Genomic DNA, 23,231 nt, shown 5'->3' on the forward strand with positions numbered 1-23,231 from the left:
GATTACGAAAGTCCTGCTGCCGGATCCGGACGGGGTTGTGCAGAACTTCACTCGACAGGCGTGGCTACAGATCCGGTGCGGCAAGTCTGCGGGCGGCCGCCGCGCACTCCTGGGGCCCGCGTTGCAGGCGGTCCACCAGCGGTCGGCCGGCGGCGTCGCGCGGGGCCAGGAAGAACGCCGGATCGCCGTGCGTGACCTGCCGGTCGAGCGCGTCCGCGTAACTGGTCCGGGCATCGACCAGGCGCTGCCAGGACTCGCCGCGTCCGGGCCGCCCGCGGTCGCCGGAGTCGTCGTCCGGACCACCGTCGTCCCGGTCGTCGTCGCGGTCGCCGCCCCACCAGCCGCGTAGTCGCTCGACTTCGGACAGGAACGGTCGTACGGCGGCATTCTCGTCCCGGATCGCCGCCGCCCGCTCACCGGGGCTGCCGGTGGCGCCCGGCGGGGTCAGCCGGTTGAGGCGCTTCTCCAGTTCGCGGCAGGCGGAGTCGGCGCGGGCCTGCGCCGTCCGGTCGCGGTCGGACTCCCGGGCGAGCCGGCCCAGCCCGGCGGCGAACGCCCCGAGACAGCCACAGACCAGCAGCACCAGCACGGCCGCGCCGGCGATCCCGGCGATGGTCAGCCGGCGCCGCCGCCGGGCGGCCGGGTCGGGCACGGCACGTTGCCCGGCGGCGCCGGTCGCGGCATGCTGCCCGGCGGGGTCGGGCACGGCGCGCTGCCCGGCCGGGTCGGACCGGCCCCGGCGTCCTCCCGGGTCGGGCCGGCTCTGCTGCCCGGCCGGCCGGTCGGAGCCGGCCGGCGCGTCCGGGGGTACGTCGGCGGTCCGGGCGGCGCTGCCCGGCTCGTCGGCGGCGGGGGTGCTCGGCTCGTCCGTCACGCACACAGTGAAGCACCGGAACGCGATCCGGGCATCCCCGGCGGGACGCCGTGCCGGCCCTCGGTCAGCCGGACGCGCCGCCGGTGAAGTTCCAGGAGGCGAGCCGGAGCGGCGGTGCCGACCACCACGCGCTGCTGAAGGTCTGCGACTGCAACGATGCGTACCTGCCGATCCCGAGCACCGCTCCCGGGGCGAGCGCCTGCGGGTAGGACTGGGTGAACCGGAAGTTCTGCACGGCGGCGGTCACCTCACCGTCCTCGACCAGCCACACCCCGTTGCGGGTGAGCCCGGTGACGACCAGGCTCTTCGGTTCGAGGACCCGGGTGTACCAGAAGTCGGTGACCAGCAGCCCGCGCCGGACCTGCGCGACAAGCGCGGCCGTGTCCGCGTCCACCACCGGTCCGGAGACCTCGCCCGGCCCGGAGACCTCGCCCGGGGTGGCCGCGCCCTCGGTCGTCGGGGCCGGCACGAGCCCGAGGTGCAGCGGGATCGCGCCCATGGCGGCGCCGCCCGGCACGGCGTGCCCGGTCGAGCTGCTGCCCGCCTCGGCGGCGGTACGCCGGTCGTGCGAGACCGTCCGGGTGACGCCCTGCTCGACGAGCGCGACCGGGGTCCGGCCGGTGCCCTCGGCGTCGAACGGCAGAGCCGGGCTGGCCAGCGGGTCGTCCAGCAGGGTCACCGACCGGTCGAACTGTTCCGCACCGGGGACCGCGAACGAGCGCTGCTCGTTGTACGCCTTGCCGTTGAAGCCGTACATCGCGAAGTTCTGCAACAGGTCGACGACGGCGCTCGGCTCCAGCACCACCTCGTAGCGCCCCGGGGGAAGTTCGACCGGGGCGACCCCGGCCCGCGCCTTCACCGACGCCCGTGCCCCGAGTACGCCGCCGTGCAGGTCGGCGAGGCGGACCGAGCCCACCCGGGCCACCCCGTCCGCACCGCCGCACCGGGCGATCCCGTCCATCATCGCCTCGGTGTGCCGCCCGGTGGCCGAGTGCCCGGCCGTGTTGGCGAACGCCCCCTCCCGCCGCCCGGTACGGCAGTAGCCGGCCGCCTCCAGCCCGCCGACCGCGTCGACGAACTCGCGTACCCGGTCGGCCCGCTGCTCCGGCCCGGCGTTCGCGGTCGCCTCGTCCCAGTTGCCGGTGCCGTCCACCGCACCCGGCGGGACCAGCCCCGGCCAGCCCGGGTCGGGCGGACAGTGCCGGACCGCCGCGACGGTACGTTCGACCAGTCCGCGTACGCCCTCGTCACCGACCACTGTCGACACCGCGGTGGCGGTACGCCCGTCCAGGTGCAGCCGCAGCCGCACCGTGGTGGCGACGTCGGCCAGGTTCTGGTGGATGAAGGAGTTGGCGAACCGGGTCAGCGCGAGTTCGGCGTGCTCGACGCCGACCTCCGCCTCGGCAGTCGGCCCGGCCACCTGGCGGACCAGTTCGACGACCCGGCCGGCGAGGTCCAGTGGGGATGTCATCCGCGTACTCCGATCCGGACGTTCGTGAACCGGGCGGGCGCGGCGGGATGGCCGGTGTGCCCGACCTGGCCCGGCTGCCCCTTGCCGCAGTTCGGGGTCCCCCAGGCGACCGTCTCCGAGGAGAGCATGTCCATCGACCGCCAGAACTGCGGGCCGATCCCGGTGTAGGTCGGGTTGCGCAGCATCCGGCCCCGCCGGCCGTTCTTGACCTCCCAGCCGATCTCGCAGCCGAACTGGAAGTTCAGCCGCTTGTCGTCGATCGACCAGGAGCGGTTGAGGTCCATCAGCACACCGTCGTCGGTGGCCGCGATCATCTCGTCCAGGGTGTGCGGTCCCGGTTCCAGCCCGACGTTCGTCATCCGCACCATCGGCAGTCGGGCCCAGCCGTCGGACCGGACGCTGCCGGCGTAGTCGAGGCCGGCGATCGCCGCCGAGTCGCGGCCGGCGAGCGTACCGACCCAGCGTCCCTCCCGGACCGCGTCCCGCTTGGCCGCCGGGGTCCCCTCGTCGTCGAAGCCGAAACTGCCGAGCGCGCCGGGGATCGTCGGGTCGATCGTGACGTTCATCAGGTCGGAGCCGTACCGCAGCGCGCCGAGCTGGTCCAGGTCGAGCCAGGAGGTACCGGCGAACGCCGCCTCCCAGCCGAGGATCCGGTCGAGTTCGATGGCGTGCCCGACCGACTCGTGGATCTGCAACGCCATCTGCTCGCCGCCGAGGATCAGGGTGGTCTCGCCGGCCGGGCAGAGCGGCGCGGTGACGAGTTCCCGGGCCTCCTCGGCGATCCGGGCGGCGTGCGCGGCCAGGTCGAGCGAGTCGACCAGCTCCCAGCCCTGGGTGCCGTACTGCCCCCGGTAGCTGGGGTAGGAGCGCCGCTGGGTCTCGCCGTCGCCGATGACCGTCGCCGAGATCCCGGCACCGGACTCCCGGATGTGCTGGTCGATCCGGTGCCCCTCGCTGGAGACGAACCACTTACGGGTGTCCCAGATCTGGTAGAGCCCCTCGGCCAGGTCGGCGCCGTGTTCCCGGGACGTGCCGGTCGCGCGTACCAACAGGTCGCCCTTGTCCGACAGCGGCACCGCCAGCGGGTCGACCGCGCACGGCGAGGCCCACGACCCGGTGCTGGCCGGCACCGCCAGCAAGTTGCTGCCGGGGCCGGGGACCCGGCCGCTCGCGGCGGCGATCCGCGCGGCCCGCTCGCCCGCCGCCCGGGCCGCCGACTCGGCCAGATCGGGTACGGCGTAGAAGCCCCAGCCCGAGCCGACGAGTGCGCGTACCCCGATCCCGGAACTCTCGACCTGGGTGACCGACTCGATCTCGCCGTTGCGCGCGGACATCGACTCGTACCGCTGGTGCATCACCCGCGCGTCGGCGTACCGGGCTCCCGCGTCGAGGGCGGCCTGCACCGCCGCCGTCGCCACGTCGAACTCGGCCATCGGCATCTCCTCGTCGTGCTCGCCCGTTGTGGTGAACCACCGTCCGGTTCGGCCGGACGGCGGATCATGGGACGACCCTATGCGAGGAGCGGGTGTCAGCGCCCGGGGAGTAACTCCGCCGGTCGGATTTCCGCCACGACCGGCTCGGCCAGCCGCAGCGAGCCGCCCGGTTTGGCCACAGCGTGCTCGACGTGGTGGGAGCCGTCCAGGCGGTGCAGCCGCAGCGTGCCGGTCTCCTGCTCGACGAGCAGATACCAGGGGATCCGGGCGGTGGCGTAGTAGTGCATCTTCAGCACCTTGTCGGTGGCCGCGTTGCCGGGCGAGATGATCTCGCAGACCAGCCGGACCGCGGTACCGTCGACGACCGGATCGTCGAAGTCGATCTCGCCGGTGACCACCAGGTCCGGGATCGGGATGCGGCCCGATCGCAGCCGGACGTTCACCGCCGCCAGCACGTGCAGCCCGACGGCCTCGGCGCCGGGCTGCAGCGCGTTGCGCCGGCCGGCTGAGTGAGTGCCCAGGCATAGATCGTGTCGGATTTGCGGGTATGTCAGGACGTCGACATTCTTCGAAATGAATGGTGTCCGGGCCGCATCATCTTCGTCAGGGCCGAAAAGTTCTCGGATTCACCGGAGCTGGTTGTCGACCACGGTGCCCATATCGAAGGGGAGGATGATGGGTTCAATACGTACTGCGGCCAGCCAGGTCGTCGGTAACGACGAGAAGGCGGCACGGGAGAAAGCGCTGCTGGATGCGCTCGCCTCGTTGGCAGAGGAGAAGGGCCGCAGCATGACACAGCAGATTCTGGCGGACCTGCGAACCGCCGGGACGGCCGAGAACAGGACGGTGCCGATCGAGTCCATCATTGCCATCGCCGAGCAGCACCACGCGTACGCCAAGGACGGGCTGGCGGAGAACCTCTCGCAGACGGTGTCGCAATCCCTGAAGGGTTTCGCGTCCGGCAGCGCGGACAAAATCATCGACGGTGTCACCTCGCTGATCAGTACGGCCCTCGGTGCCTTCCTCGGCGCGGGCGAGGCTTCCGAGGACACCCTTCACAACTACTACCTGCTCACCGAGGGCATGTCGATCATCAGGATCGACCTACGGTCCTGGCGTCGTACGGTGAACGTGGCGGGGATTGTGAACAACATCGAGTCGGTCAGCGCCTTCTCGGCGGTGAAATCCACCATCGACCTGAGCAAGGTCCACCTGAACACATTCCTCTACATGTACGAGCGGCAGCTCGCGGCGGTGTTCGACACGAAGAGTATGCCGTTCATCGAGCAGATAGAGACGACCAAGCAGATCTACATGAAGTTCGCGGAGAGTCTGGGATCGCCCGCTCTGGCGGGGGGTCGGTAGGTGGCGGTCCGGCAAGACACCGTGTCGAGGCAGTCGATTCCCTGTTCCCAAGGAGTGTGAGATGCAGGTCTACGTTCTGGTCTACTTTCACAGCGGCGAGGTGAAGGATGGATTGCAGTTCCTTGTCACCAAGAAACGGGAGCTGGGTTACTTCTTCGAGGGAGCACTGGTACCCAAAGGAAAGAAGCTGAATTCTGCGGGGGCGTACGTTCTCCCCGGCGGCAAGCACGAGGTGAGCGACCAGGGCAAGGACCTTACGGGTGACGGAGTGCGCGAGTTCCTCGAGGAAACCGGTTACGATCTCGCCTACGCCAAGAGCGAAATGTTCCTCACGACACGCGGCAAGTCACATGCCTTCGCCACGTTGCAGGTGGAGAGCCTGGACAAGCTGAAGGCCATCAAGCAGGCGATAGATCCGTGTCTGGTGGAGGGCAACCAGGCCGCAGCCAAGGTGAAGGACCGAACCGTGGACACCTGGGAGGATCTGAAGAACAGCTATCCGCTGTGCCCGACCAGTAACGAGTTGGAGAGCGTCGACCTCTGGGATTCGAGACTCCAGAGGGCGGAGGTCATGGCATGGAAGAACTCCACCGCAACCGACTGGTTCCACAACTTCATGATTAAGGAGTTCGCCCAGTTCTTCACCCAGCAGAAGTAGACCTTTCCCCGGGTGGAGCAGGTGTAGGGAATTTCGCCGGTCGGCGGCCATCGCTGTTACGGCGGACGACGGGACGGTGAGTCGCGACCGATCGCCATCGGTGTTCGGCCGCGGCCACCCGGCGAAGCGCCTCGTGGGCGACTGCCTGTCTCACCCGTTACGGCGAGCCACCGTCCGGTTCGGCCGAACGGCAGATCATGAGACGACCTTATGCGAGGAGATCCGGTGTGCGGTCGTACCGGTCCATCGTCGCCTTGTCGGTCGAGGCGTCCTGGAAGACCATCGCCCATGGGCCGGTGTTGACGTCCATGTCCTTGCCGAAGCCGACCCACTTGCCGGTCATCCGTCGACCGGTCGGGTCGACAAGCAGTTGGATCGCCCCGTGGTACCGGCCGCCACGGTAGTAGCCGCTTGGGTCGGTCTGCTCGGTCCAGGTGCCGGTAACGACGTTGCCGTCGATGCTCAGGTCGATGCCGAGCGAACCCGCCGCGGTGTTCGGCAGGCTGCGTACCGTCAGCCGGTCGCCGTGCTGCAACACGACCACGTGGTGCTGGCCGACGAACGCCTCGTCCCGCCCGCTGGAGAAGTACTCGTACCGGCTCAGCCAGATACCCGAGTAGTTGCGCTGCGGGCTCTCGTCTTGGCTCATGTGCTCACCCGACGGACGGCTCGGAGGGCGCTGTACTGCGACACCATGCCGCCACGGTAATGCCGATATCGCCGAAGTGCCGTGTTCGGCGTCGCTGTTGCGCCATTCTCCAGAAGACCCAGCAAGCCTCGTAGGGACCGCCTGCGCGGTGCAAGTCGGCCGTTGTTCCCCGGATAGCTAGGGAAGCAGCCGATTGTGGAGCACCAGGAGTGCGGCAACGGCATTTGCTGAACGGATCTCGCCAGCGGCGATCATCTCTGGGATTCGGCTGAGGGAGATCCACTCCCGTTTTTCGGACTCGAAGTAGTCTTCAGGTTCACCGACGTATTCGGCGCCGTCGGCCAGATATACGTGATGCTGTGCGTCCGACAACCCGTTGGACGGCTCGACCGTGATGAGCGGCGTCAGGCGTCCGGGGCGCCACCCGGTCTCTTCGAGCATCTCGCGTGCGGCGGCCTCTTCGAGGGTCTCGCTGGCATCGACGACGCCAGCGGGCAGTTCCCAGCCCCAAGTGTCCGGTATGAACCGGTGCCGCCACAACAGCAGTACCTCGTTCTGATCGTTGACGGCCGCGCAGAGCGCGACCGGACGCTGTCGGAGCAGGAAGTGGTCGAGATGCCTCCCGTCGGGCAGCTCCACGTCGGCAAGGTTGACCGTCAACCACTTGTTCTCGTAGACGGTGTGCTCGCCGAGGTTCTTCCACCGCATCCGCTGCCGACCGCCCTTCTCGGACCTCTGGATCGCTGGCCAGGCTACAGCGGGACCGACAGTGCTTCGTCGATCCGGGCGACGGCGTCCGCCGTCACGGCACTGCCCTGTTGAGTCAGTCGTCGGCGTAGCTGGTCGAACCTGTCGCGTAGCCGCTGGGACTCCATACCGCTCGCGAGATCGACCATCTGGACCGCAGAGGCCGCGGCGCGTTCCACCTCACCGCGATTGAGTTCCACGGTGGTGAGCGTGGCCATCCGGTGTACCTGGCCGCGGGCATGGGTGGGCCTGCGGACCGCCTCCTCGGCATACTCCCCGGCGGAGGTTAGCTCCCCGAGGCTGGTGAGTGCCTCGGCAAGCTGTGCTTCCATCAGGCCGGGCTGCATGTATCCCGTTTCCGGCGGCTCGTCCTGACGGCGAATCTGCGCCGCCGTCTGCTCGGCGAGCGTCATACAGCGGTGCGCGTCCGAGACTGCCTTCATACCGGCGAACGCCTTTGCCTGCATGACGTACAGATCGGTCCTGAGTGCCGGAGAGATATGGGGTCCAGCGGTACGCAGGCCCGCTTCGGCGAACGCGATGGCCTGTCGGTAGTTCCTGAGAAATACCGCCTGGTTGACCAACAAGGCGATGACGTACCCGCCGAACCGACGGTCACCGGAAGCTTTGGCCAGGCGCAGTGCTTGATGAAAGTATCGCTGTGCGAGGCCCTGTGCATTCGAGTCGTAGCCGCAGATCCCAGCGATGGCAGCCAGCCCACCGGTGGCCCGGAACAGGTCGCGGCCGGTCCTGTCTCCGTAGGAACCGCGAAGCAGTGGTGTGGTGTGCTCCATCAGGAACCGCACCACCCGTGGCCTGGTGGCGACACCTCCGGTCTGCCGGTACATCGATTCATAGTGGGTGCGGGCGGTTCGGAGCATGGTGACGTCACTGGAGTCGACACGAGGACCTGCTGGTCGGGACACATCGAGGTCCTCTGGTGGGTTCTCCCATTCCCAGACCGGCGCGATGGCGCGTGTCCCGGCGATGACTGGTAGGGCCGCGGAATCGCGGCGCTCCTGGTCTGCACGCCAGAGCGCGGTCGCGCGGGCGATGAAGTCTGTGAGGGGTGCGCCGTGCACGGTGTCGGGGCGTCCCATGCCGATGTCATCGAGGGTGATTCGCCGCGACAGACTCTGACTGAGGATCGCACAGATGAACTCGGGTACGCGACCGCGTGGCCGTTGTCCCCTCAACCATCGGCCTACGGAGGTGTGGTCGTATCGCAGGATCATTCCGTCGCCGTGGCCGGCGCGATTGAGTCGGGCCGCGAGTCCGGCATGAGACATGCCGGCCTCGTCAAGCAGCGCGTCCAGCAGGGTGTTCGGCTCCATCCCTCACCAGCCTCTGCCAAGGGAGCGAGCACAGGGTAACCAAGTATCGCGCACACGGGGTGTGAACTCGCTGCACGGATCGTCCTTTCGCAAACCCTTCCGGCGACCTACCCAGGTCGAGTTGGCTGATCGTGAGCAATCGCTGATTGTCGATCACAGCAATTGCCGATCACGGCGGTGGCCTTCGGCCTTCATTTCGACCGCTCGGCCCCGGCCGGGAGACAGGAGGAACGATGCTTACACGAACGCGTGGCTGGATCTGGTTGCGGCAGCGGCGGGTGCGTGACTTCCGGTGGGACGGTCGCCGGTGGGTACGGGTGCCGGGGCGGAAGCGGTGAGCACGAAGCCTCCGCACATCCCCGCGCCAGAGATCCCTGAACTGCCGGCGGGAACCCTGCTCCGGCTCCGGTCCGGGGACTGGTACCACATCCACGACCTGCCCTGCACCGCGTACTGCGACATGACGGTGGCCAAGGTCCATGCCGGGGTGACGCGGGAGGATCTCGGTCATCTCTGGTTGTGGGTCACCGGGCACGACCATCCGACCTGCTCGTGGGAGTCGGTGGAGCCCCACCCGCCCTGCATCGAACTGATGGTCCGGCTCGACGTGCTGCGCCGGGTCGCGGGGCAGGTGGACGGGACTGCTACTACCTGAAGTGCCCGGCGCGGGGTCGACAGGGACGGACCGGAGCGATTTGAATAGGGCGATGCGCCGGTCCGCCGGCCGGGGGAGCGCGGCGGGCCGGGAAGATCGGCACCTGTAGGTTATTTTCACCCTCTGAACTCTGCTGTAGGTTACCTTCACGCTCCCCGGCGTCGGCTGCGTCGACGCGGACCGGCCGGGCGGGCGGCGGAACGGCTGGCCGGGCAGGAAGAGGAGGGGCGCTGGTGGAAGCACCTGAATCGGCAGCATCGCCCGAGCCCTCGACGGACGCGCCCGAGCCGCAGACCGTTGCGCCCGGAACCACGACGGACACGACCGGGACCGCAGCGGACAGAACCGGGGCCGGGACCGACGAGGCGTACCTGCGGGTGCGGGATCTGCGGGTGCGGTTCCGTACCGAGGACGGCGTGGTCCGCGCCGTCGACGGGCTCTCCTTCGCCGTCGAGCGCGGGCGCACCCTGGGCATCGTCGGCGAGTCCGGCTCCGGTAAGAGCGTGACAAGCCTCGCCGTGCTCGGCCTGCACGACCCGAGGCGTACGGAGGTCAGTGGCGAGATCCTGGTCGGTGGGCGGAACGTGGTCGGGCTGCCCGACGCCGAGTGTCGCAGACTGCGTGGCCGGGACATGGCGATGGTCTTCCAGGATCCGCTCTCGTCCCTGCATCCGTACTATCCGGTCGGGCGGCAGATCGCCGAGGCGTACCGGGTGCACCATCCCCGGGCGGGGCGGCGGGCGGCCCGGCAGCGCGCGGTCGAGATGCTGGACCGGGTCGGCATCCCGCAGCCGGCCCGCCGGGCGGAGCAGTACCCGCACGAGTTCTCCGGCGGGATGCGCCAGCGCGTGATGATCGCGATGGCGCTGGTCAACGACCCGGACCTGCTGGTCGCCGACGAGCCGACCACCGCACTCGACGTGACGGTGCAGGCGCAGATCCTTGACCTGCTCGCCGACCTCCAGTCGGAGTTCAACTCGGCGATCGTGCTGATCACCCACGATCTCGGCGTGGTCAGCCAGGTCGCCGACGACGTACTCGTGATGTACGCCGGCCGGGCCGTCGAGCACGGCAGCGTCGAGCAGGTGTTGCGCCGGCCGCAGCACCCGTACACCTGGGGGTTGCTCTCCAGCGTGCCGTCGTTGCGCGGTGACGCGGACGCGGACCTGGTGCCGATCCGGGGCAACCCGCCGAGCCTGATCAACCTGCCGCCCGGCTGCGCCTTCCACCCCCGCTGCCGCTACGCCGACCGCACCGCGGGCCGGGCGTCGACCGAGGTGCCGGAGCTACTGCCGGTGGCCGAGCCCGGCCACCTGGTCGCCTGCCACCTGGCCGAGGCCGACCGGCGGCAGTACTACGCCGAGGAGATCGCCCAGGTGGGGGTGGCGAGATGAAAGTGCGGCAGCGGGCGGTGGAGGCCAGGCAGCCGGACAGCGGCGGCGCGGGCGAGCCGCTGCTGGCGGTGAACGGGCTCACCAAGCACTTCCCGGTACGCTCCGGGCTGCGCCGGCACGGGCTGGTCCGCGCGGTCGACGGGCTGGACTTCGAGGTACGGGCCGGCCAGACCCTCGGCCTGGTCGGCGAGTCCGGTTGCGGCAAGACCACCACCGGCCGGCTGCTGGTACGCCTGCTGGAGCCGACCGCCGGCCGGATCGTCTTCGAGGGGCGGGACATCACGCACGCCTCCCGGGGCGAGCTGCGCCCGCTCCGCCAGGACCTCCAGATCATCTTCCAGGACCCGTACGCCTCGCTGAACCCCCGGCACACCGTCGGCCGGATCGTGGCGATGCCGTTGCAGGTGAACGGGATCGTCCCGCCAGGCGGGGTGAAGCAGCGGGTCCGGGAGCTGCTCGAACTGGTCGGGTTGAACCCGGAGCACTACAACCGCTATCCGCACGAGTTCTCCGGCGGGCAGCGGCAGCGGATCGGGATCGCCCGCGCCCTGGCGCTGCGGCCGAAGCTGGTCGTCGCCGACGAGCCGGTCTCCGCGCTCGACGTGTCGATCCAGGCGCAGGTGGTCAACCTGCTCCGCGACCTGCAACGGGAGCTGGGGCTCGCCTTCGTCTTCATCGCGCACGACCTGGCGGTGGTCCGGCATTTCTGCCAGCGGGTCGCGGTGATGTACCTGGGGAAGATCGTGGAGATCGGGGAGCGGTCGGAGATCTACGAGCGGCCGCGCCATCCGTACACCCGGGCGCTGCTCTCGGCCGTGCCGGATGTCACGAAGCTGGGGCCGGCGGGGCGGATCCGGCTGGCCGGGGACGTGCCGACGCCACTTGACCCGCCCTCCGGCTGCCGGTTCCGGACCCGCTGCTGGAAGGCGCAGGAGATCTGCGCGACCGAGGAGCCACCGCTCGCCGGATACCCGGACGAGACGGGGGGCAGCGGCAGCACCGGGGCGGTCGCCTGCCACTTCCCCGAGGAGGGTGACCTGCGATGAGCGAGCAGCAGGTGACGGCGCAGGCCGGGGCGGTCATCGCGGACGTCCCGGATCCGGACGACCCGGCCGTACCTGGCCCCGGTTCGGACGGGTTCGTCGGGCGGTCGCCGGGGCAGCTCGCCTGGCGCCGGTTGCGCCGGGACAGGGTCGCCCTGGTCAGCGGTGCCGTACTCGTCTTCTTCGTCCTGCTGGCGGCGGCCGCCCCGCTGGTGGCCCGGCTCTACGGCAAGGGGCCGCAGGAGCGCTTCCCGGAACGGCTGGACCGCAACGGCTTCCCGCTCGGCTACGCCGGAGTGTCGGGTGAGCACTGGTTCGGCATCCAGCCGGGGATCGGGCGGGACATCTTCATCCAGGTGGTCTACGGGCTGCGTACCTCGCTGATGATCGCCTTCACCGCCGCCGTGCTGACCATCGCGCTCGGCGTGGTGATCGGCATCGTCGCCGGGTACGTCGGCGGCTGGGTGGACGCCGTGATCACCTGGGTGATCGACCTGGCCCTCGCCTTCCCGTTCTACATCTTCTGCTTCGCCTTCGTGCCGCTGGCGGTGCACCAGTTCTACGGCCCGCGTGACGAGGTGGCGTCCTGGTTCCGGCCGGCCCTCCTAGTCTTGATCTTCGTACTCTTCAACTGGACGATCTCCGCCCGGCTGGTCCGGGGACAGGTGCTCTCGCTGCGCGAGCGGGAGTTCGTCGAGGCGGCCCGCGCCTCCGGGGCGGGACTCGGGCACATCCTGTTCCGGCAACTGTTGCCGAACCTCTGGGCGCCGATCCTGGTGACCTTCTCGCTGAACGTTCCGGCGCTGATCACGGCGGAGGCGGCGCTGTCCTTCCTCGGCATCGGGGTGCTGGAGCCGACCCCCGACCTGGGCCGGCTGATTAACGACAGCGTCCGCTACATCCGGGACGTACCGAGTTTCACGATCGTGGGCGGGACCACGCTGTTCCTGCTGGTGCTGGCGTTCAACCTCTTCGGCGACTCGCTGCGCGACGCGCTCGACCCGAAGTCGAGCAGGTAGTCGGGAGGCGTCGTCCGTGCTGCGGTTCGTGGTCAAGAAGGTACTGCTGGCGCTGAGCACCCTGCTCGCGGTCAGCGTGGTCACCTTCGGGATGTTCTTCGCGGTGCCCAACAACCCGGCCGAGCTGATGTGCGGGGACAGCAAGAACGTGTGCAGCCCGGAGCGGATCGAGATGATCGAGCGCCGGATGGGGTTGGACAAGCCGATCCCGGTGCAGTACGCCGAGTTCATGCGGGGCATCTTCGCCGGCCGTACGATCGGCGCCGGTGAGACGGCCCGGGACTGTCCCGCCCCCTGCCTCGGCTTCTCGTTCCGCAACGACGAGCCGGTGACCGGGATCGTCGGGCGTACCCTGCCGGTGACCCTGAGCATCGTCTTCGGCGCGGCAGTCGTCTGGTTGCTGCTCGGCGTCTCGATCGGGATGGTCTCGGCGCTGCGCCGGGGGAGCGCCTTCGACAAGCTCGCGGTCGGCACCTCGTTGGTCGGGGCCTCGATGCCGATCCTGCTGTTCGGGCCGCTGCTGCTGATCGGCCTGGTCTACGAGACCGGGCTGCTGGGCTATCCCCGCTACACCCCGCTGACCGAGAACCCGGTCGCCTGGGCGAGCGCGATGCTGTTGCCGTGGTTCGCGCTCGGCTTCCTCAACTCGGCGACCTACGCCCGGCTGTCCCGGGCGCAGATGCTGGAGACCCTCTCCGAGGACTTCGTCCGGACCGCGCGGGCCAAGGGACTGTCCAGAATCAAGGTGTACGGCCGGCACGCGCTGCGCGCCGCGATCACCCCGATCATCACAATCGCCGGGCTGGACCTCGGCGCCTACCTCGGCGGCACGGTGATCACCGAAACGGTCTTCGGGTTCACCGGGCTCGGCCGGACGGCGCTGAACGCGGCCCTCAACCTGGACATGCCGATCGTGATGGCGACGGTACTGCTCGCCGCCGTCTTCGTGGTCGCCGCCAACGTCCTGGTCGACGTGCTGTACGCGGTGGTCGACCCCCGGGTCCGGCTCGGATGAACCCGTTGTCCCCATCGTCAACGAGACCAGGAGGAATTCATATGCGACCCAGGCTCGCGGTGGCCGCGACGAGCGCCGCGCTCATGCTCGCGGCCAGTGCGCTGGCCGCCTGCTCGGAGAACACCGGGGAGAACGGTGACTCCGACGACGGCGGCGGCAAGCAGTTCACCAGTTCGATCGCGACCGACCCGAAGGACTCCCAGGGGCCGGCGGCCGAGGTGCCCGGTGCCAAGCCCGGCGGCACGCTGAAGCTGATCCAGGAAGGCGACTTCGAGCACCTGGACCCACAACGGACGTACACGTTCCAGGGCATGTCGATCCAGCAGATGTTCCTGCGGACGCTCACCGTCTTCAAGGAGGACGGCAAGGGCAACGTGCTACTCGTCGGCGATCTTGCCACCGACGCCGGCAAGGACGTGAACAAAGACTGTAAGACCTGGGAGTACACCCTCAAGGAGGGGGTGAAGTTCGAGGACGGTACGCCGATCACCGCGGCTGACGTGTCGTACGGGGTCGCCCGCTCCTTCGAGGAGAGCATCGACGGCGGGCCGACGTACATCCAGGAGTGGCTGGCGGACAACCCGACGTACAACGCGAACTACAAGGGGCCGTACACCTCGGGGATCGAGGCGGTGCCGGGGCTGAACGTGCGCGGCGACCGCACCCTGACCTTCGAGTTCGCCGAGCCGCACTGCGACCTGCCGTACGCGCTCTCGCTGCCGACCTCGGTGCCGGTGCCGAGGGCCAAGGACACCCGGACCGAGTACGACCGCCGGGTGGTCGCCTCCGGACCATACAAAATCAAGGAGTACGTCAAGGACACCCGCTTCGTGCTGGAGCGCAACCCGAACTGGGACCCGAAGACGGACCCGCTGCGGCACGCCTACCCGGACGCCATCGAGGTCGAGATCGGCCCCAACGACACCGCCGCCACCGAGCGGGCGCTGGCCGGCCAGGGTGCCGACCAGTTCGCGGTGGCCTGGGACGAGGTCCCGCAGGCCCTGGTCAACCAGGTGCTCGGCGACTCCTCGCTCGGTGAGCGGGTGCTGCGCACGACCGCCCCGTCGGTCTGGTACCTGAGCATCAACAACGACCGGATCAAGGACATCAAGGTCCGCCAGGCCATCGCGTACGCCATCGACAGGCAGGGCATCCTCGCCACCCAGGGCGGCGACGCGGCCGGCAAGCTGACCCACACCCTGCTGGCCGACACCACGATCGGCCGAACCGAGTACCCGAACCCGTACGACGGCGGGCCGACCGGCAACCCGGAGAAGGCCAAGGAGCTGCTCGGCGGGCAGAAGCCGAAGCTTGTCTTCATGTCCCGGGCCACCGCCTTCGGGCAGCAGACCGCGCCGATCGTGGAGCAGAGCCTGGAACGGGCCGGCTTCGACGTGACAGTCCAGTACGTCGAGGACCACAACCCGACCGCCCGGACCCGGGGCAACCCGTACGACATCTACCTGTCGAACTGGGCGGCGGACTGGCCGAGCGCGGTCTCGACGATCCCGGTGCTCTGGGACGGCCGCAAGCTCGGGCCGCAGGGCAACTCGAACGTGTCGTACTTCAACGCCGACGACGTGAACGCCGAGATCGACCGGGTGAGCAACCTACCGGCCGGCGAGGCGGGCCCGGAGTGGGCCAAGATCGATCAAATGATCATGGAGAAGTACGTACCGGTCGTGCCGATCTACCAGGACAACACCTTCCTGGTCACCGGTGCCAAGGTCGGCGGGCTGATCGTCTCGGAGCAGTTCGGCACCCCGGTCTTCTACAACAGCCACATCAAGCAGTAGCCGGGTCCGTGCGGGGTCCTCTCCGGTCGGTTCGATCCGTACCGGAGGGGACCCCGGCGCGTTTCCGTCCGCTCGGCCGCCGGAGTAGTTCGTCCGCCTGCGCCGCTCGGGCTGGGGGTAGATACCACCGTGAGCGTGATACCACCCTGTCACCATGGTGACAGGGTGGTATCACGCTCGCCGGACAACTCGTCCGGTCCGGGCTCGGCGCCATCGGAGCGTCATGGGTCCGGCGCTACCGGACCGCCGTCATGGGTCCGGCCGCTACCGGACCGCCGTCGTGAGTCCGGCGCGGCCGGTCAGCGCCAGCCGTACCCGGTGCGCAGCGCCCGGCCGACCCGGTCGAAGCGAACCCGGTCGAGCACCGCGCCCTCCCGGCGGATGCTGTCCTCGCGCATGGTGAGGACCCGGTCTAGCCGGATCCAGCTCGGTCGGTTGTCCCGGTCCCACTCGCCGGGGCCGAGCGCCAGCCAGTGCCGCTGGCCGTTCCGGTCGCTCTGGCTGGAGAGCATCAGCCCGAACAGGGTCCGGCTGACGCGCCCGACCACGAGTACCGGCCGGTCCTTGCCCTGGCGCGGATCGTCCTCGTACGGCACCCAGGTCCAGACGATCTCGCCAGGGTCGGCCTGCCCGTCCGGCTCGGGGGCATAGGACAGCTCCCGGCGCTGCAACGCGGAGACCTGCCGGCGCCGTGCGGGCTGGGCCGGAATGGCCCCGGCACCGCCCTTGGGAGTGCGCCGGGCAATCCGGTTGACGGTCGCGGTCACGCCCTTCCAGAGATTCGCCACGGCGGAACCCTACTCCCCGGTGGCCGCCGCCCACCCGGCGGCCACGGGCAGCCAGGTCAGGCGGGGTCGGTCGCGCCGTCAGCGCTGCCGTGGTGCCCCGGACGGTCCGTCCAGTTGCGGTCAGGACGGGCCGGCGGGCCAGTCGTGTTCAGGACGGTGCCGTCCAGCCGTGCTCAGGACGGGCCGGCGGGCCAGTCGTGCTCAGGACGGTGCCGTCCAGCCGGGGTCGCGGCCGGCGAAGCCCAGCGCCCGGTCCAGCGGCGGTGCGTCCGCCGGCACCGGCACCACCGGGCCGAACAGTCCCTCCCGGCCGGCGGCCTGCTCGGGCTTGGCCGACTCGGCGGTGAACGCCAGCACCGCCTCGGTGCTGGCCGGGTCGCAGTGGAACGACTGCCGGGTCGCCCTGGCCAGGTCCCAGCCGTGCAGCACCAGCTCGTCGAGCGCGACCACGCCCATCACCTCGGCCGGCAACGTCACCCCACCGGCCGTCGTCATCCCGGTCCAGGCCTCCGGCTGCCGCCACGCCTCGACCAGCTCACCCAGCCGCCGGGGCAGCAGTGTCCGCCACTGCGGGTCGAGGTTGTCGGCGCTGGCCGGTGGCGGCGGCGCGGAACTGCCGGGGCCGTCCCCGCCGGACTTCCGGGCGGCCCAGGTGAACGCGAGGGACAGGCCGAGCAGGTGGTCGAGCAGGGCGGCCACCGAGACGTCCGTGCTCGGCGTCGGGTGCGTCAACTGCTCGTCGGTCACCCCGCCGACCAGCCGGATCACCTCCTGCGCGGCAGGATCGAGGTCGAGCATCTGCGACTCCCTCCAGGCTCGCGGACCCGACCGGCCATTTGCCGGGGCGTCCGGATCGGCAGGCTACCCGGCGGCGCCGACAATCCTCCTCCTCAGCCGATCCGCTGCACCAGGCCACGCAGCCAGACCGACCATCGTGGACTGTCGTGCACCCGCTCCGGGACCAGGTAGCGGTGCTGGTCCACCCGGCGGATCACGTCGTCGCGTACCGGCAGCAGCACGATCTCGATGCTGAACGGGCGTACCGTGCGGCCCAGCGACCGCTCGACCTGGCGTACCGCCTCGTTCGTGGCCGTGTTGCCGGGACCGACCCGGCCGAACCAGTCGCGTTGCCGGGCGGTGTGCCAGTCCCGCGCCTGCGGCCAGCGTTGCGCGACCACCCGGCGCAGCGCCGGCCACGGCGCCAGGCCGAGCGGGTCCGGGGTGTCGTCGGCGGGTTCCAGGTCGGTGCGCGGTCGCGACCGCTGCCCCGCCGGGTCCACCAGGGAGAGCCACCAGCCGAGCCACTCCGCACCGGGCACGAAGCCGAGCGGGTCGATCGGGTCCGGAATCTCGTCGAGGTCCAGCGGGCCGGGTACCAGCCGGTGCGCCGGCACCTCTATCCGCTCGCTCGCCCGGATCCACAACGCGCAGTCGACCAGGTGGTCGAACCTGCGGACGCCGATCCGCCAGGAGAGCGGGCCTCGCAGCTCCACGCGCGTCTCCTCCCGTCAGCCCCCTACCGACCAGGGTAGTGAGCCGAACGGAGAATCGACGGTTATGAATGGCTAGAGTACCACTCCAACGCTTGACGTCGCCCGGCCGGGCGCCGCGATGACCGGCCGGGCGACGCCGGTCACTGCCCCGGCTCGTAGCCGAGGTTGGGCCGGAGCCAGCGTTCGACCTCGGCGAGCGGCAGCCCGCGCCGGGTCGCGTACTCCTCGACCTGGTCGCGACCGAGCCGGCCGACGGTGAAGTAGCGCGACGACGGGTGCGCGAAGAGCAGGCCGCTGACGCTGGCGGCCGGGGTCATCGCGTACGACTCGGTCAGGCCGATGCCGAGCGCCTCGGCACCGAGCAGCTCGAACAGCTCCCGCTTGAGGCTGTGGTCCGGGCTGGCCGGGTAGCCGAGGGCGGGACGGATGCCCCGGAACCGCTCGGCGTGCAGGTCCTCGATCGCCGGGTCGGCGTCCGGCTCGTACCAGTCGCGCCTCGCCCGCAGGTGCAGGTGTTCGGCGAACGCCTCGGCGAGCCGGTCGGCCAGCGCCTTGACCATGATCGCCCGGTAGTCGTCGTGCCTGGCCTCGAAGGAGGCGGCCAGTTCCTCGGCGCCGTGGATCGTCACCGCGAAGCCGCCGAGATGGTCGCCGGTCGGGGCGACGTAGTCGGCCAGGCAGCGGTTCGGCCGCCCGGCCGGCTTGGCGGTCTGCTGGCGGAGCATCGGGAAGCGCGTACCGGTCCCGCCGGTCAGCACGATGTCGTCGCCGTCGGCCTGCGCCGGCCAGAAGGCGTACGACCCGACGGCGTGCAGCGAACCGTCCGCGACGATCTGGTCGAGCAGGGTGTTCGCGTCGTCGTAGAGTTCCCGGGCCACCGGCTGGTCGAGGATGGCCGGGAACTTTCCCTTCAGTTCCCAGGCGAGGAAGAGGAACTGCCAGTCGATCATCTCGCGCAGTTCGGTCAGCTCGGGGCGGACCACGCGTACCCCGGTGAAGGCCGGCACCGGCAGCTCGGCGAAGTCGACCACCTCCCGGTTTCCCCGGGCCTGGTCGAGGGGAAGCAGCGGGACCCGGTCCCGCCCCTCGTGCTGCTCGCGCAGCCGCTGCTGCTCCGCGCGGTTGCGTACGTCCAGCTCGGCGGCCCGCTCCGGGTTGAGCAGGTCGGAGACGACCCCGACCACCCGGGACGCGTCGAGCACGTGCACGGTGCTGCCGTCGTACGCCGGGGCGATCCGTACCGCCGTGTGCTGCCGGGAGGTGGTGGCCCCGCCGATCAGCAGCGGCAGGTTCATCCCCCGCCGCCGCATCTCGGTGGCGACCGACACCATCTCGTCCAGCGACGGGGTGATCAGTCCGGAGAGCCCGATCGCGTCGGCGTCCTCGGCGATCGCGGTGTCCAGGATCTTCGCCGCCGGCACCATCACGCCGAGGTCGACGACCTCGTAGTTGTTGCAGCCGAGCACCACGCCGACGATGTTCTTGCCGATGTCGTGCACGTCGCCCTTGACCGTGGCCAGCACCACCTTGCCCTGGCCACGGTTGCCGTCGAGTCGCCCCTCGGCGCGGGCCTGCTCCTTCTCCGCCTCCATGTACGGCTCCAGGTAGGCGACCGAGCGCTTCATCACCCGGGCGCTCTTCACCACCTGGGGCAGGAACATCCGGCCGGAACCGAAGAGGTCGCCGACCACCTTCATGCCGTCCATCAGCGGCCCCTCGATCACGTCGAGCGGGCGGTCGGCCTGCTTGCGGGCCTCCTCGGTGTCGGCCTCGATGAAGTCGACGATGCCGTGCACGAGCGCGTAGGAGAGGCGCTCGGCGACCGGCCCCTCCCGCCAGCCGAGGTCGACGGTGCGCCGGGTGCCGGAGCCGCTCACCGTGCCGGCGAACGTGACCAGCCGGTCGGTGGCGTCGTCCCGCCGGTCGAAGAGCACGTCCTCGACCAACTCCAGCAGGTCGGCGGGGATGTCCTGGTAGACGGCGAGCTGACCGGCGTTGACGATGCCCATGTCCAGCCCGGCCCGTACGGCGTGGAACAGGAACGCCGAGTGCATGGCCTCGCGTACCACGTCGTTGCCGCGGAACGAGAACGACAGGTTGGAGATGCCGCCGCTGGTCCGGGCCCCGGGGCAGCGCTCCTTGATCAGCGGGAGCGCGTCGATGAACGCCTTGGCGTACCCGTTGTGCTCGCTGATCCCGGTCGCCACCGCCAGTACGTTCGGGTCGAAGACGATGTCGGTGGGCGCGAAGCCGGCCCGTTGGGTGAGCAGGTCGTACGCCCGGCCGCAGATGGACACCTTGCGTTCGGTGGTCTCCGCCTGGCCGATCTCGTCGAAGGCCATCACCACCACGCCGGCGCCGTAGTCGCGGATCCGCCGCGCCTGCTCGAGGAACGCCTCCTCGCCCTCCTTGAGGCTTATCGAGTTGACGATCCCCTTGCCCTGTACGCACTTGAGCCCGGCCTCCAGCACGCTCCACCGCGAGCTGTCGATCATGATCGGGATGCGGGCCACCTCGGGCTCGGTGGCGATGAGGTTCAGGAAGGTGGTCATCGCCCGCTCGCTGTCGAGCAGGTCGGCGTCCATGTTCACATCGAGGATGTTGGCGCCGCCGCGTACCTGCTCCAGCGCCACGTCGACGGCGGCCTGGTAGTCGTCGGCCTCGATCAGCCGGCGGAACCGGGCCGAGCCGGTGACGTTGGTCCGCTCGCCGATCATCACGAAGCCGGTGTCGGCGCCGATGGCGAACGGCTCCAGTCCGCTGAACCGGGTGGCGCCGGGCACCGCCGGCACCGGCCGGGGCGGGCGGCCGGCGACCGCCTCGGCGATCCGGGCGATGTGCTCCGGGCCGGTGCCGCAGCAGCCGCCGACGATGTTGACCATGCCTGCTTCGGCGAACTCGCGGAGCAGCCCGCCGGTCTCCTCCGGCTGCTGGTCGTAGCCGCCGAAGGCGTTCGGCAGCCCGGCGTTCGGGTGGCAGGCGACGAAGGTGTCGGCGAGCCGGGCCAGTTCGGCGACGTGTGGGCGCATCTCGGTGGCGCCGAGCGAGCAGTTCACCCCGACCGCCAGCGGCTCGGCGTGCGCGACCGAGCTCCAGAACGCCTCGACGGTCTGCCCGGACAGGGTCCGGCCGCTCAGGTCGACGATGGTGACCGAGATCCACAGCGGCAGCTCGGGCGCGACCTCCCGGGCGGCGGCGATCGCGGCCTTGGCGTTGAGCGTGTCGAAGATCGTCTCGATCAGCAGGATGTCGACACCGCCCTCGGCGAGCGCCCGGATCTGCTCCGCGTACGACTCGCGGACCGTGTCGAAGGAGACCGTCCGGAACGCCGGGTCGTCCACCCGGGGGGAGAGCGACAGGGTCACGTTCAGCGGCCCGACCGAGCCGGCGACGAACCTGCCGCCCGCCTCGTCGGCGGCCTGCCGGGCGAGCTGGGCGCCGCGCAGGTTCATCTCCGGGACCAGCGCCTGGAGGCCGTAGTCGGCCTGCGCGATGCTCGTCGCGGTGAAGGTGTTCGTCGAGGTGATGTCCGCGCCGGCCGCCAGGTAGCGCCGGTGTACGTCGAGGATGACGTCCGGCCGGGTCAGGTTGAGCAGGTCCGGGTCGCCGGCCACGTCCTGCGGGTGGTCGGCGAGCAGCTCGCCCCGGTAGTCGGCGGGAGTGAGGCCGGCGCCCTGGAGCATGGTGCCCCAGGCACCGTCCAGCACCACGATCCGCTCGGCGAGCAGCTCCCGCAGGGCCCTGGTGCGCGCCGCCCGCGTCTGGGCACCGGTCGAAGCCGTATCCATGACCACCTCCGTCGTCGAAACGGAGGCGCCCTTGCGGAAGATCGAAAACCCGGGCCGAGCGTGGCGGGCGGCTTCGCCCGTTGCAGCGCCTCTCGGCCCGAGGATCGAGAGTACCGGAAAGGTCCCGATGGGGCGGAAATCGTCGCGGACTGTGGGATGGGCCATGTCGGCGCCGAACGTTGTCCGGATCGGCGATATCGACGACGACTCGCGGCATGGGATCGACGGGACGAGACGGTCTCATCTACCCTCAGTGCGCACACGTCCGGTGACGCTGCCCGGCACCGCCGCCGGTCCTCCAGCCCGGGATCGGCCCCCGCCGTTCCCGCGCAACCGTGACCAGCTCTGTGCGTACGGAGGGATCAGTCTTGACGAGCGAGAAGGCTCCGCCGGGCGTCGACATCACCCGGCCCAGCATCGCCCGGGTCTACGACTACTACCTGGGCGGCAAGGACAACTTCGCGGTCGACCGGCGGGCGGCCGAGATGGCGCTGAAAGTCACGCCGGACGGTGCGGAGGTGGGCCGGGCCTGCCGGGCCTTCCTACGCCGGTCGGTCCGGTATCTGGCTGCGGAAGCCGGCATCCGGCAGTTCCTCGACCTCGGCTCCGGGCTGCCGACCCAGGGCAACGTGCACGAGATCGCCCACAAGGTGGACCCGGCCGCCCGGGTGGTCTACGTCGACAACGATCCGATGGCGCTCGCGCACGGGCGGGCCCTGCTCGCGGACGCCCAGACCACGACGGTCGCCCAGGGCGATCTCCGGGAGCCGGAGAAGATCCTCGAAGACCCCGAGGTCAGGCGGATGATCGATTTCGACCGGCCGGTCGGGCTGCTGCTCCTGGCGGTCCTGCACCATCTGCACGACGACGACGACCCGGGCGGGATCGCCCGCCGGCTCACCGCCGCCCTGCCATCCGGCAGCTACCTGGCGATCTCGCACTTCCACAACCCGGGCGAGGCCAATCCCGAGGTCTCCCGACGGGCCCTCGGGGTGGAGAAGGTTTTCAACGAGACTCTCGGCACCGGCCGGTGGCGTACCCACCAGGAGATTTCGTCCTACTTCGGCGACCTGGAGCTGCAACCGCCCGGTCTGGTCCCACTGGCCGACTGGCGTCCGGACGGCGACGAGGAATACCAGCATCCCGACACCTACCACACAATCGTGGGCGGGGTGGCCCGGAAGCCCTGACGGATTCGGCGCCCACCCGCTTGACCTCAAGCTCGGTTCAACCACCAGGATCGTCCTGAACCGACGAGGAGGTCATGTGTCGATCGATCCCGAGCCCCGACCGGTCGACGCCGGGACCCACCTGCGGATAGCCCGGCCCAGCCGCGCCCCTGCCGCCGTCGAACGCTTCTACGTCGCCGGGCTCGGCCTGGCGGTGCTCTACCGGGCCACCGCTGCCGGCCCGGCTGAGCATGACCTGCTGATGCTGGGCTGGCCGGAGGCGAGCTGGCACCTGGAGATCGTCAGCGGGCCGGGGCTCGCGGTACGCCCCGGACCGACCGCCGAGGACCTGCTGGTGCTCTACCTGGCCGGGCCGCTCGACGACGCCCTGGTCACCCGCCTCGAAGCGGCCGGCGGCAAGCGGGTCTCCCAGGGCCCGTACTGGGACCGCTGGGGTGTGACGTTCGAGGACCCGGACGGTTACCGGCTCGTACTCTGCACCCGGGACTGGTCCAACACCGGCTGATCGACCGGCGGCGG

The 23,231-nt window shown here is 70.2% G+C and carries 20 protein-coding genes, 1 pseudogene and 1 riboswitch; of the genes and pseudogenes, 10 read left to right on the forward strand and 11 right to left on the reverse strand.

What is annotated here, in order from left to right; translation table 11 throughout:
* Window positions 1–64: 64 nt before the first annotated feature.
* The 4 genes from ACN28A_RS19185 to ACN28A_RS19200 form a co-directional block, all read right to left on the reverse strand.
* Window positions 65–874: a hypothetical protein gene (locus tag ACN28A_RS19185; RefSeq protein ID WP_421396900.1), complete on the reverse strand. Its 810-nt coding sequence runs from the start codon at window positions 872–874 to the stop codon at window positions 65–67.
* Window positions 875–938: 64 nt separating this feature from the next.
* On the reverse strand, window positions 939–2,345 hold the full coding sequence (locus tag ACN28A_RS19190; RefSeq protein WP_421396901.1) for a TldD/PmbA family protein: 1,407 nt from the start codon (window positions 2,343–2,345) through the stop codon (window positions 939–941).
* Window positions 2,342–3,778: a TldD/PmbA family protein gene (locus ACN28A_RS19195; protein ID WP_421396902.1), complete on the reverse strand. Its 1,437-nt coding sequence runs from the start codon at window positions 3,776–3,778 to the stop codon at window positions 2,342–2,344. The genes ACN28A_RS19190 and ACN28A_RS19195 overlap by 4 nt, the downstream gene beginning before the upstream one ends.
* 95 nt (window positions 3,779–3,873) lie before the next feature.
* The gene (locus ACN28A_RS19200) at window positions 3,874–4,233 is read right to left on the reverse strand and encodes a Uma2 family endonuclease (RefSeq protein WP_421396903.1); all 360 of its coding nucleotides are present in this window, start codon (window positions 4,231–4,233) and stop codon (window positions 3,874–3,876) included.
* Between the two features lie 217 nt (window positions 4,234–4,450).
* On the opposite strand from ACN28A_RS19200, the gene ACN28A_RS19205 reads away from it, so the two are divergent.
* Both ACN28A_RS19205 and ACN28A_RS19210 read left to right on the forward strand, forming a co-directional pair.
* Complete coding sequence (locus ACN28A_RS19205) at window positions 4,451–5,143, forward strand: hypothetical protein (protein WP_421396904.1); 693 nt, start codon at window positions 4,451–4,453, stop codon at window positions 5,141–5,143.
* Window positions 5,144–5,204: 61 nt separating this feature from the next.
* Window positions 5,205–5,801, forward strand: a complete 597-nt coding sequence (locus tag ACN28A_RS19210; protein WP_421396905.1) for a hypothetical protein — start codon at window positions 5,205–5,207, stop codon at window positions 5,799–5,801.
* A 208-nt stretch (window positions 5,802–6,009) separates the two neighbouring features.
* Here ACN28A_RS19210 and ACN28A_RS19215 read toward each other — a convergent pair.
* The 3 genes and pseudogenes from ACN28A_RS19215 to ACN28A_RS19225 form a co-directional block, all read right to left on the reverse strand.
* A pseudogene (locus ACN28A_RS19215) lies at window positions 6,010–6,420 on the reverse strand (XRE family transcriptional regulator); the annotation flags it as partial.
* 207 nt (window positions 6,421–6,627) lie between these two features.
* A complete protein-coding gene (locus ACN28A_RS19220; RefSeq protein ID WP_421396906.1) occupies window positions 6,628–7,158 on the reverse strand; it encodes an NUDIX hydrolase in 531 nt (176 codons plus the stop codon).
* 44 nt (window positions 7,159–7,202) lie between these two features.
* Entirely contained in the window at window positions 7,203–8,531 is a 1,329-nt protein-coding gene (locus ACN28A_RS19225; protein WP_421396907.1) for a hypothetical protein, read from the reverse strand.
* A 334-nt stretch (window positions 8,532–8,865) separates the two neighbouring features.
* Here ACN28A_RS19225 and ACN28A_RS19230 point away from each other — a divergent pair, with 334 nt between their 5' ends.
* The 6 genes from ACN28A_RS19230 to ACN28A_RS19255 all read left to right on the forward strand — a co-directional run bounded on the left by ACN28A_RS19230 (window position 8,866) and on the right by ACN28A_RS19255 (window position 15,453).
* The gene (locus ACN28A_RS19230; protein ID WP_421396908.1) at window positions 8,866–9,186 is read left to right on the forward strand and encodes a hypothetical protein; all 321 of its coding nucleotides are present in this window, start codon (window positions 8,866–8,868) and stop codon (window positions 9,184–9,186) included.
* A 371-nt stretch (window positions 9,187–9,557) separates the two neighbouring features.
* Window positions 9,558–10,580, forward strand: a complete 1,023-nt coding sequence (locus ACN28A_RS19235) for an ABC transporter ATP-binding protein (protein ID WP_421404498.1) — start codon at window positions 9,558–9,560, stop codon at window positions 10,578–10,580.
* Window positions 10,577–11,626, forward strand: a complete 1,050-nt coding sequence (locus tag ACN28A_RS19240; protein WP_421396909.1) for an ABC transporter ATP-binding protein — start codon at window positions 10,577–10,579, stop codon at window positions 11,624–11,626. The genes ACN28A_RS19235 and ACN28A_RS19240 overlap by 4 nt, the downstream gene beginning before the upstream one ends.
* Window positions 11,623–12,642 carry an ABC transporter permease gene (locus ACN28A_RS19245; RefSeq protein ID WP_421396910.1) on the forward strand — a complete coding sequence of 340 codons (1,020 nt, stop codon included), beginning with the start codon at window positions 11,623–11,625 and terminating at the stop codon, window positions 12,640–12,642. Before ACN28A_RS19240 ends, ACN28A_RS19245 begins: the two co-directional genes overlap by 4 nt.
* Before the next feature lie 16 nt (window positions 12,643–12,658).
* Window positions 12,659–13,657, forward strand: coding sequence for an ABC transporter permease (locus ACN28A_RS19250; RefSeq protein WP_421396911.1), 999 nt, complete (start codon window positions 12,659–12,661; stop codon window positions 13,655–13,657).
* Window positions 13,658–13,698: 41 nt separating this feature from the next.
* The gene (locus ACN28A_RS19255; RefSeq protein WP_421396912.1) at window positions 13,699–15,453 is read left to right on the forward strand and encodes an ABC transporter substrate-binding protein; all 1,755 of its coding nucleotides are present in this window, start codon (window positions 13,699–13,701) and stop codon (window positions 15,451–15,453) included.
* A 299-nt stretch (window positions 15,454–15,752) separates the two neighbouring features.
* Here ACN28A_RS19255 and ACN28A_RS19260 read toward each other — a convergent pair whose 3' ends face one another.
* The 4 genes from ACN28A_RS19260 to metH form a co-directional block, all read right to left on the reverse strand.
* A complete protein-coding gene (locus tag ACN28A_RS19260; RefSeq protein WP_421404500.1) occupies window positions 15,753–16,199 on the reverse strand; it encodes a type II toxin-antitoxin system PemK/MazF family toxin in 447 nt (148 codons plus the stop codon).
* Window positions 16,200–16,442: 243 nt separating this feature from the next.
* Window positions 16,443–17,039, reverse strand: coding sequence for a TIGR03086 family metal-binding protein (locus ACN28A_RS19265; protein ID WP_421396913.1), 597 nt, complete (start codon window positions 17,037–17,039; stop codon window positions 16,443–16,445).
* 92 nt (window positions 17,040–17,131) lie between these two features.
* The gene (locus tag ACN28A_RS19270; protein WP_421396914.1) at window positions 17,132–17,734 is read right to left on the reverse strand and encodes a hypothetical protein; all 603 of its coding nucleotides are present in this window, start codon (window positions 17,732–17,734) and stop codon (window positions 17,132–17,134) included.
* A 140-nt stretch (window positions 17,735–17,874) separates the two neighbouring features.
* Window positions 17,875–21,522, reverse strand: a complete 3,648-nt coding sequence (metH, locus tag ACN28A_RS19275; RefSeq protein ID WP_421396915.1) for a methionine synthase — start codon at window positions 21,520–21,522, stop codon at window positions 17,875–17,877.
* Window positions 21,523–21,538: 16 nt separating this feature from the next.
* A riboswitch (S-adenosyl-L-homocysteine riboswitch) is annotated at window positions 21,539–21,622 on the reverse strand.
* A gap of 268 nt (window positions 21,623–21,890) precedes the next feature.
* Here metH and ACN28A_RS19280 point away from each other — a divergent pair.
* The gene (locus tag ACN28A_RS19280; protein ID WP_421396916.1) at window positions 21,891–22,712 is read left to right on the forward strand and encodes an SAM-dependent methyltransferase; all 822 of its coding nucleotides are present in this window, start codon (window positions 21,891–21,893) and stop codon (window positions 22,710–22,712) included.
* 76 nt (window positions 22,713–22,788) lie between these two features.
* Entirely contained in the window at window positions 22,789–23,217 is a 429-nt protein-coding gene (locus tag ACN28A_RS19285) for a VOC family protein (RefSeq protein ID WP_421396917.1), read from the forward strand.
* Window positions 23,218–23,231 lie beyond the last annotated feature (14 nt).

It is taken from the genome of Plantactinospora sp. WMMB782, assembly GCF_049179135.1.
Taxonomy (GTDB): domain Bacteria; phylum Actinomycetota; class Actinomycetes; order Mycobacteriales; family Micromonosporaceae; genus Plantactinospora.

Excerpts from the sequence above, each read along its gene's own strand:
- ACN28A_RS19190 (WP_421396901.1), bottom strand. The coding sequence starts at position 2,345 with ATGACATCCCCACTGGACCTCGCCGGCCGGGTCGTCGAACTGGTCCGC.
- ACN28A_RS19245 (WP_421396910.1), top strand. The coding sequence starts at position 11,623 with ATGAGCGAGCAGCAGGTGACGGCGCAGGCCGGGGCGGTCATCGCGGAC.
- ACN28A_RS19195 (WP_421396902.1), bottom strand. The coding sequence starts at position 3,778 with ATGGCCGAGTTCGACGTGGCGACGGCGGCGGTGCAGGCCGCCCTCGAC.
- ACN28A_RS19205 (WP_421396904.1), top strand. The coding sequence starts at position 4,451 with ATGATGGGTTCAATACGTACTGCGGCCAGCCAGGTCGTCGGTAACGAC.
- ACN28A_RS19265 (WP_421396913.1), bottom strand. The coding sequence starts at position 17,039 with ATGCTCGACCTCGATCCTGCCGCGCAGGAGGTGATCCGGCTGGTCGGC.
- ACN28A_RS19225 (WP_421396907.1), bottom strand. The coding sequence starts at position 8,531 with ATGGAGCCGAACACCCTGCTGGACGCGCTGCTTGACGAGGCCGGCATG.
- ACN28A_RS19220 (WP_421396906.1), bottom strand. The coding sequence starts at position 7,158 with ATGCGGTGGAAGAACCTCGGCGAGCACACCGTCTACGAGAACAAGTGG.
- ACN28A_RS19210 (WP_421396905.1), top strand. The coding sequence starts at position 5,205 with ATGCAGGTCTACGTTCTGGTCTACTTTCACAGCGGCGAGGTGAAGGAT.
- ACN28A_RS19240 (WP_421396909.1), top strand. The coding sequence starts at position 10,577 with ATGAAAGTGCGGCAGCGGGCGGTGGAGGCCAGGCAGCCGGACAGCGGC.
- metH (WP_421396915.1), bottom strand. The coding sequence starts at position 21,522 with ATGGATACGGCTTCGACCGGTGCCCAGACGCGGGCGGCGCGCACCAGG.
- ACN28A_RS19255 (WP_421396912.1), top strand. The coding sequence starts at position 13,699 with ATGCGACCCAGGCTCGCGGTGGCCGCGACGAGCGCCGCGCTCATGCTC.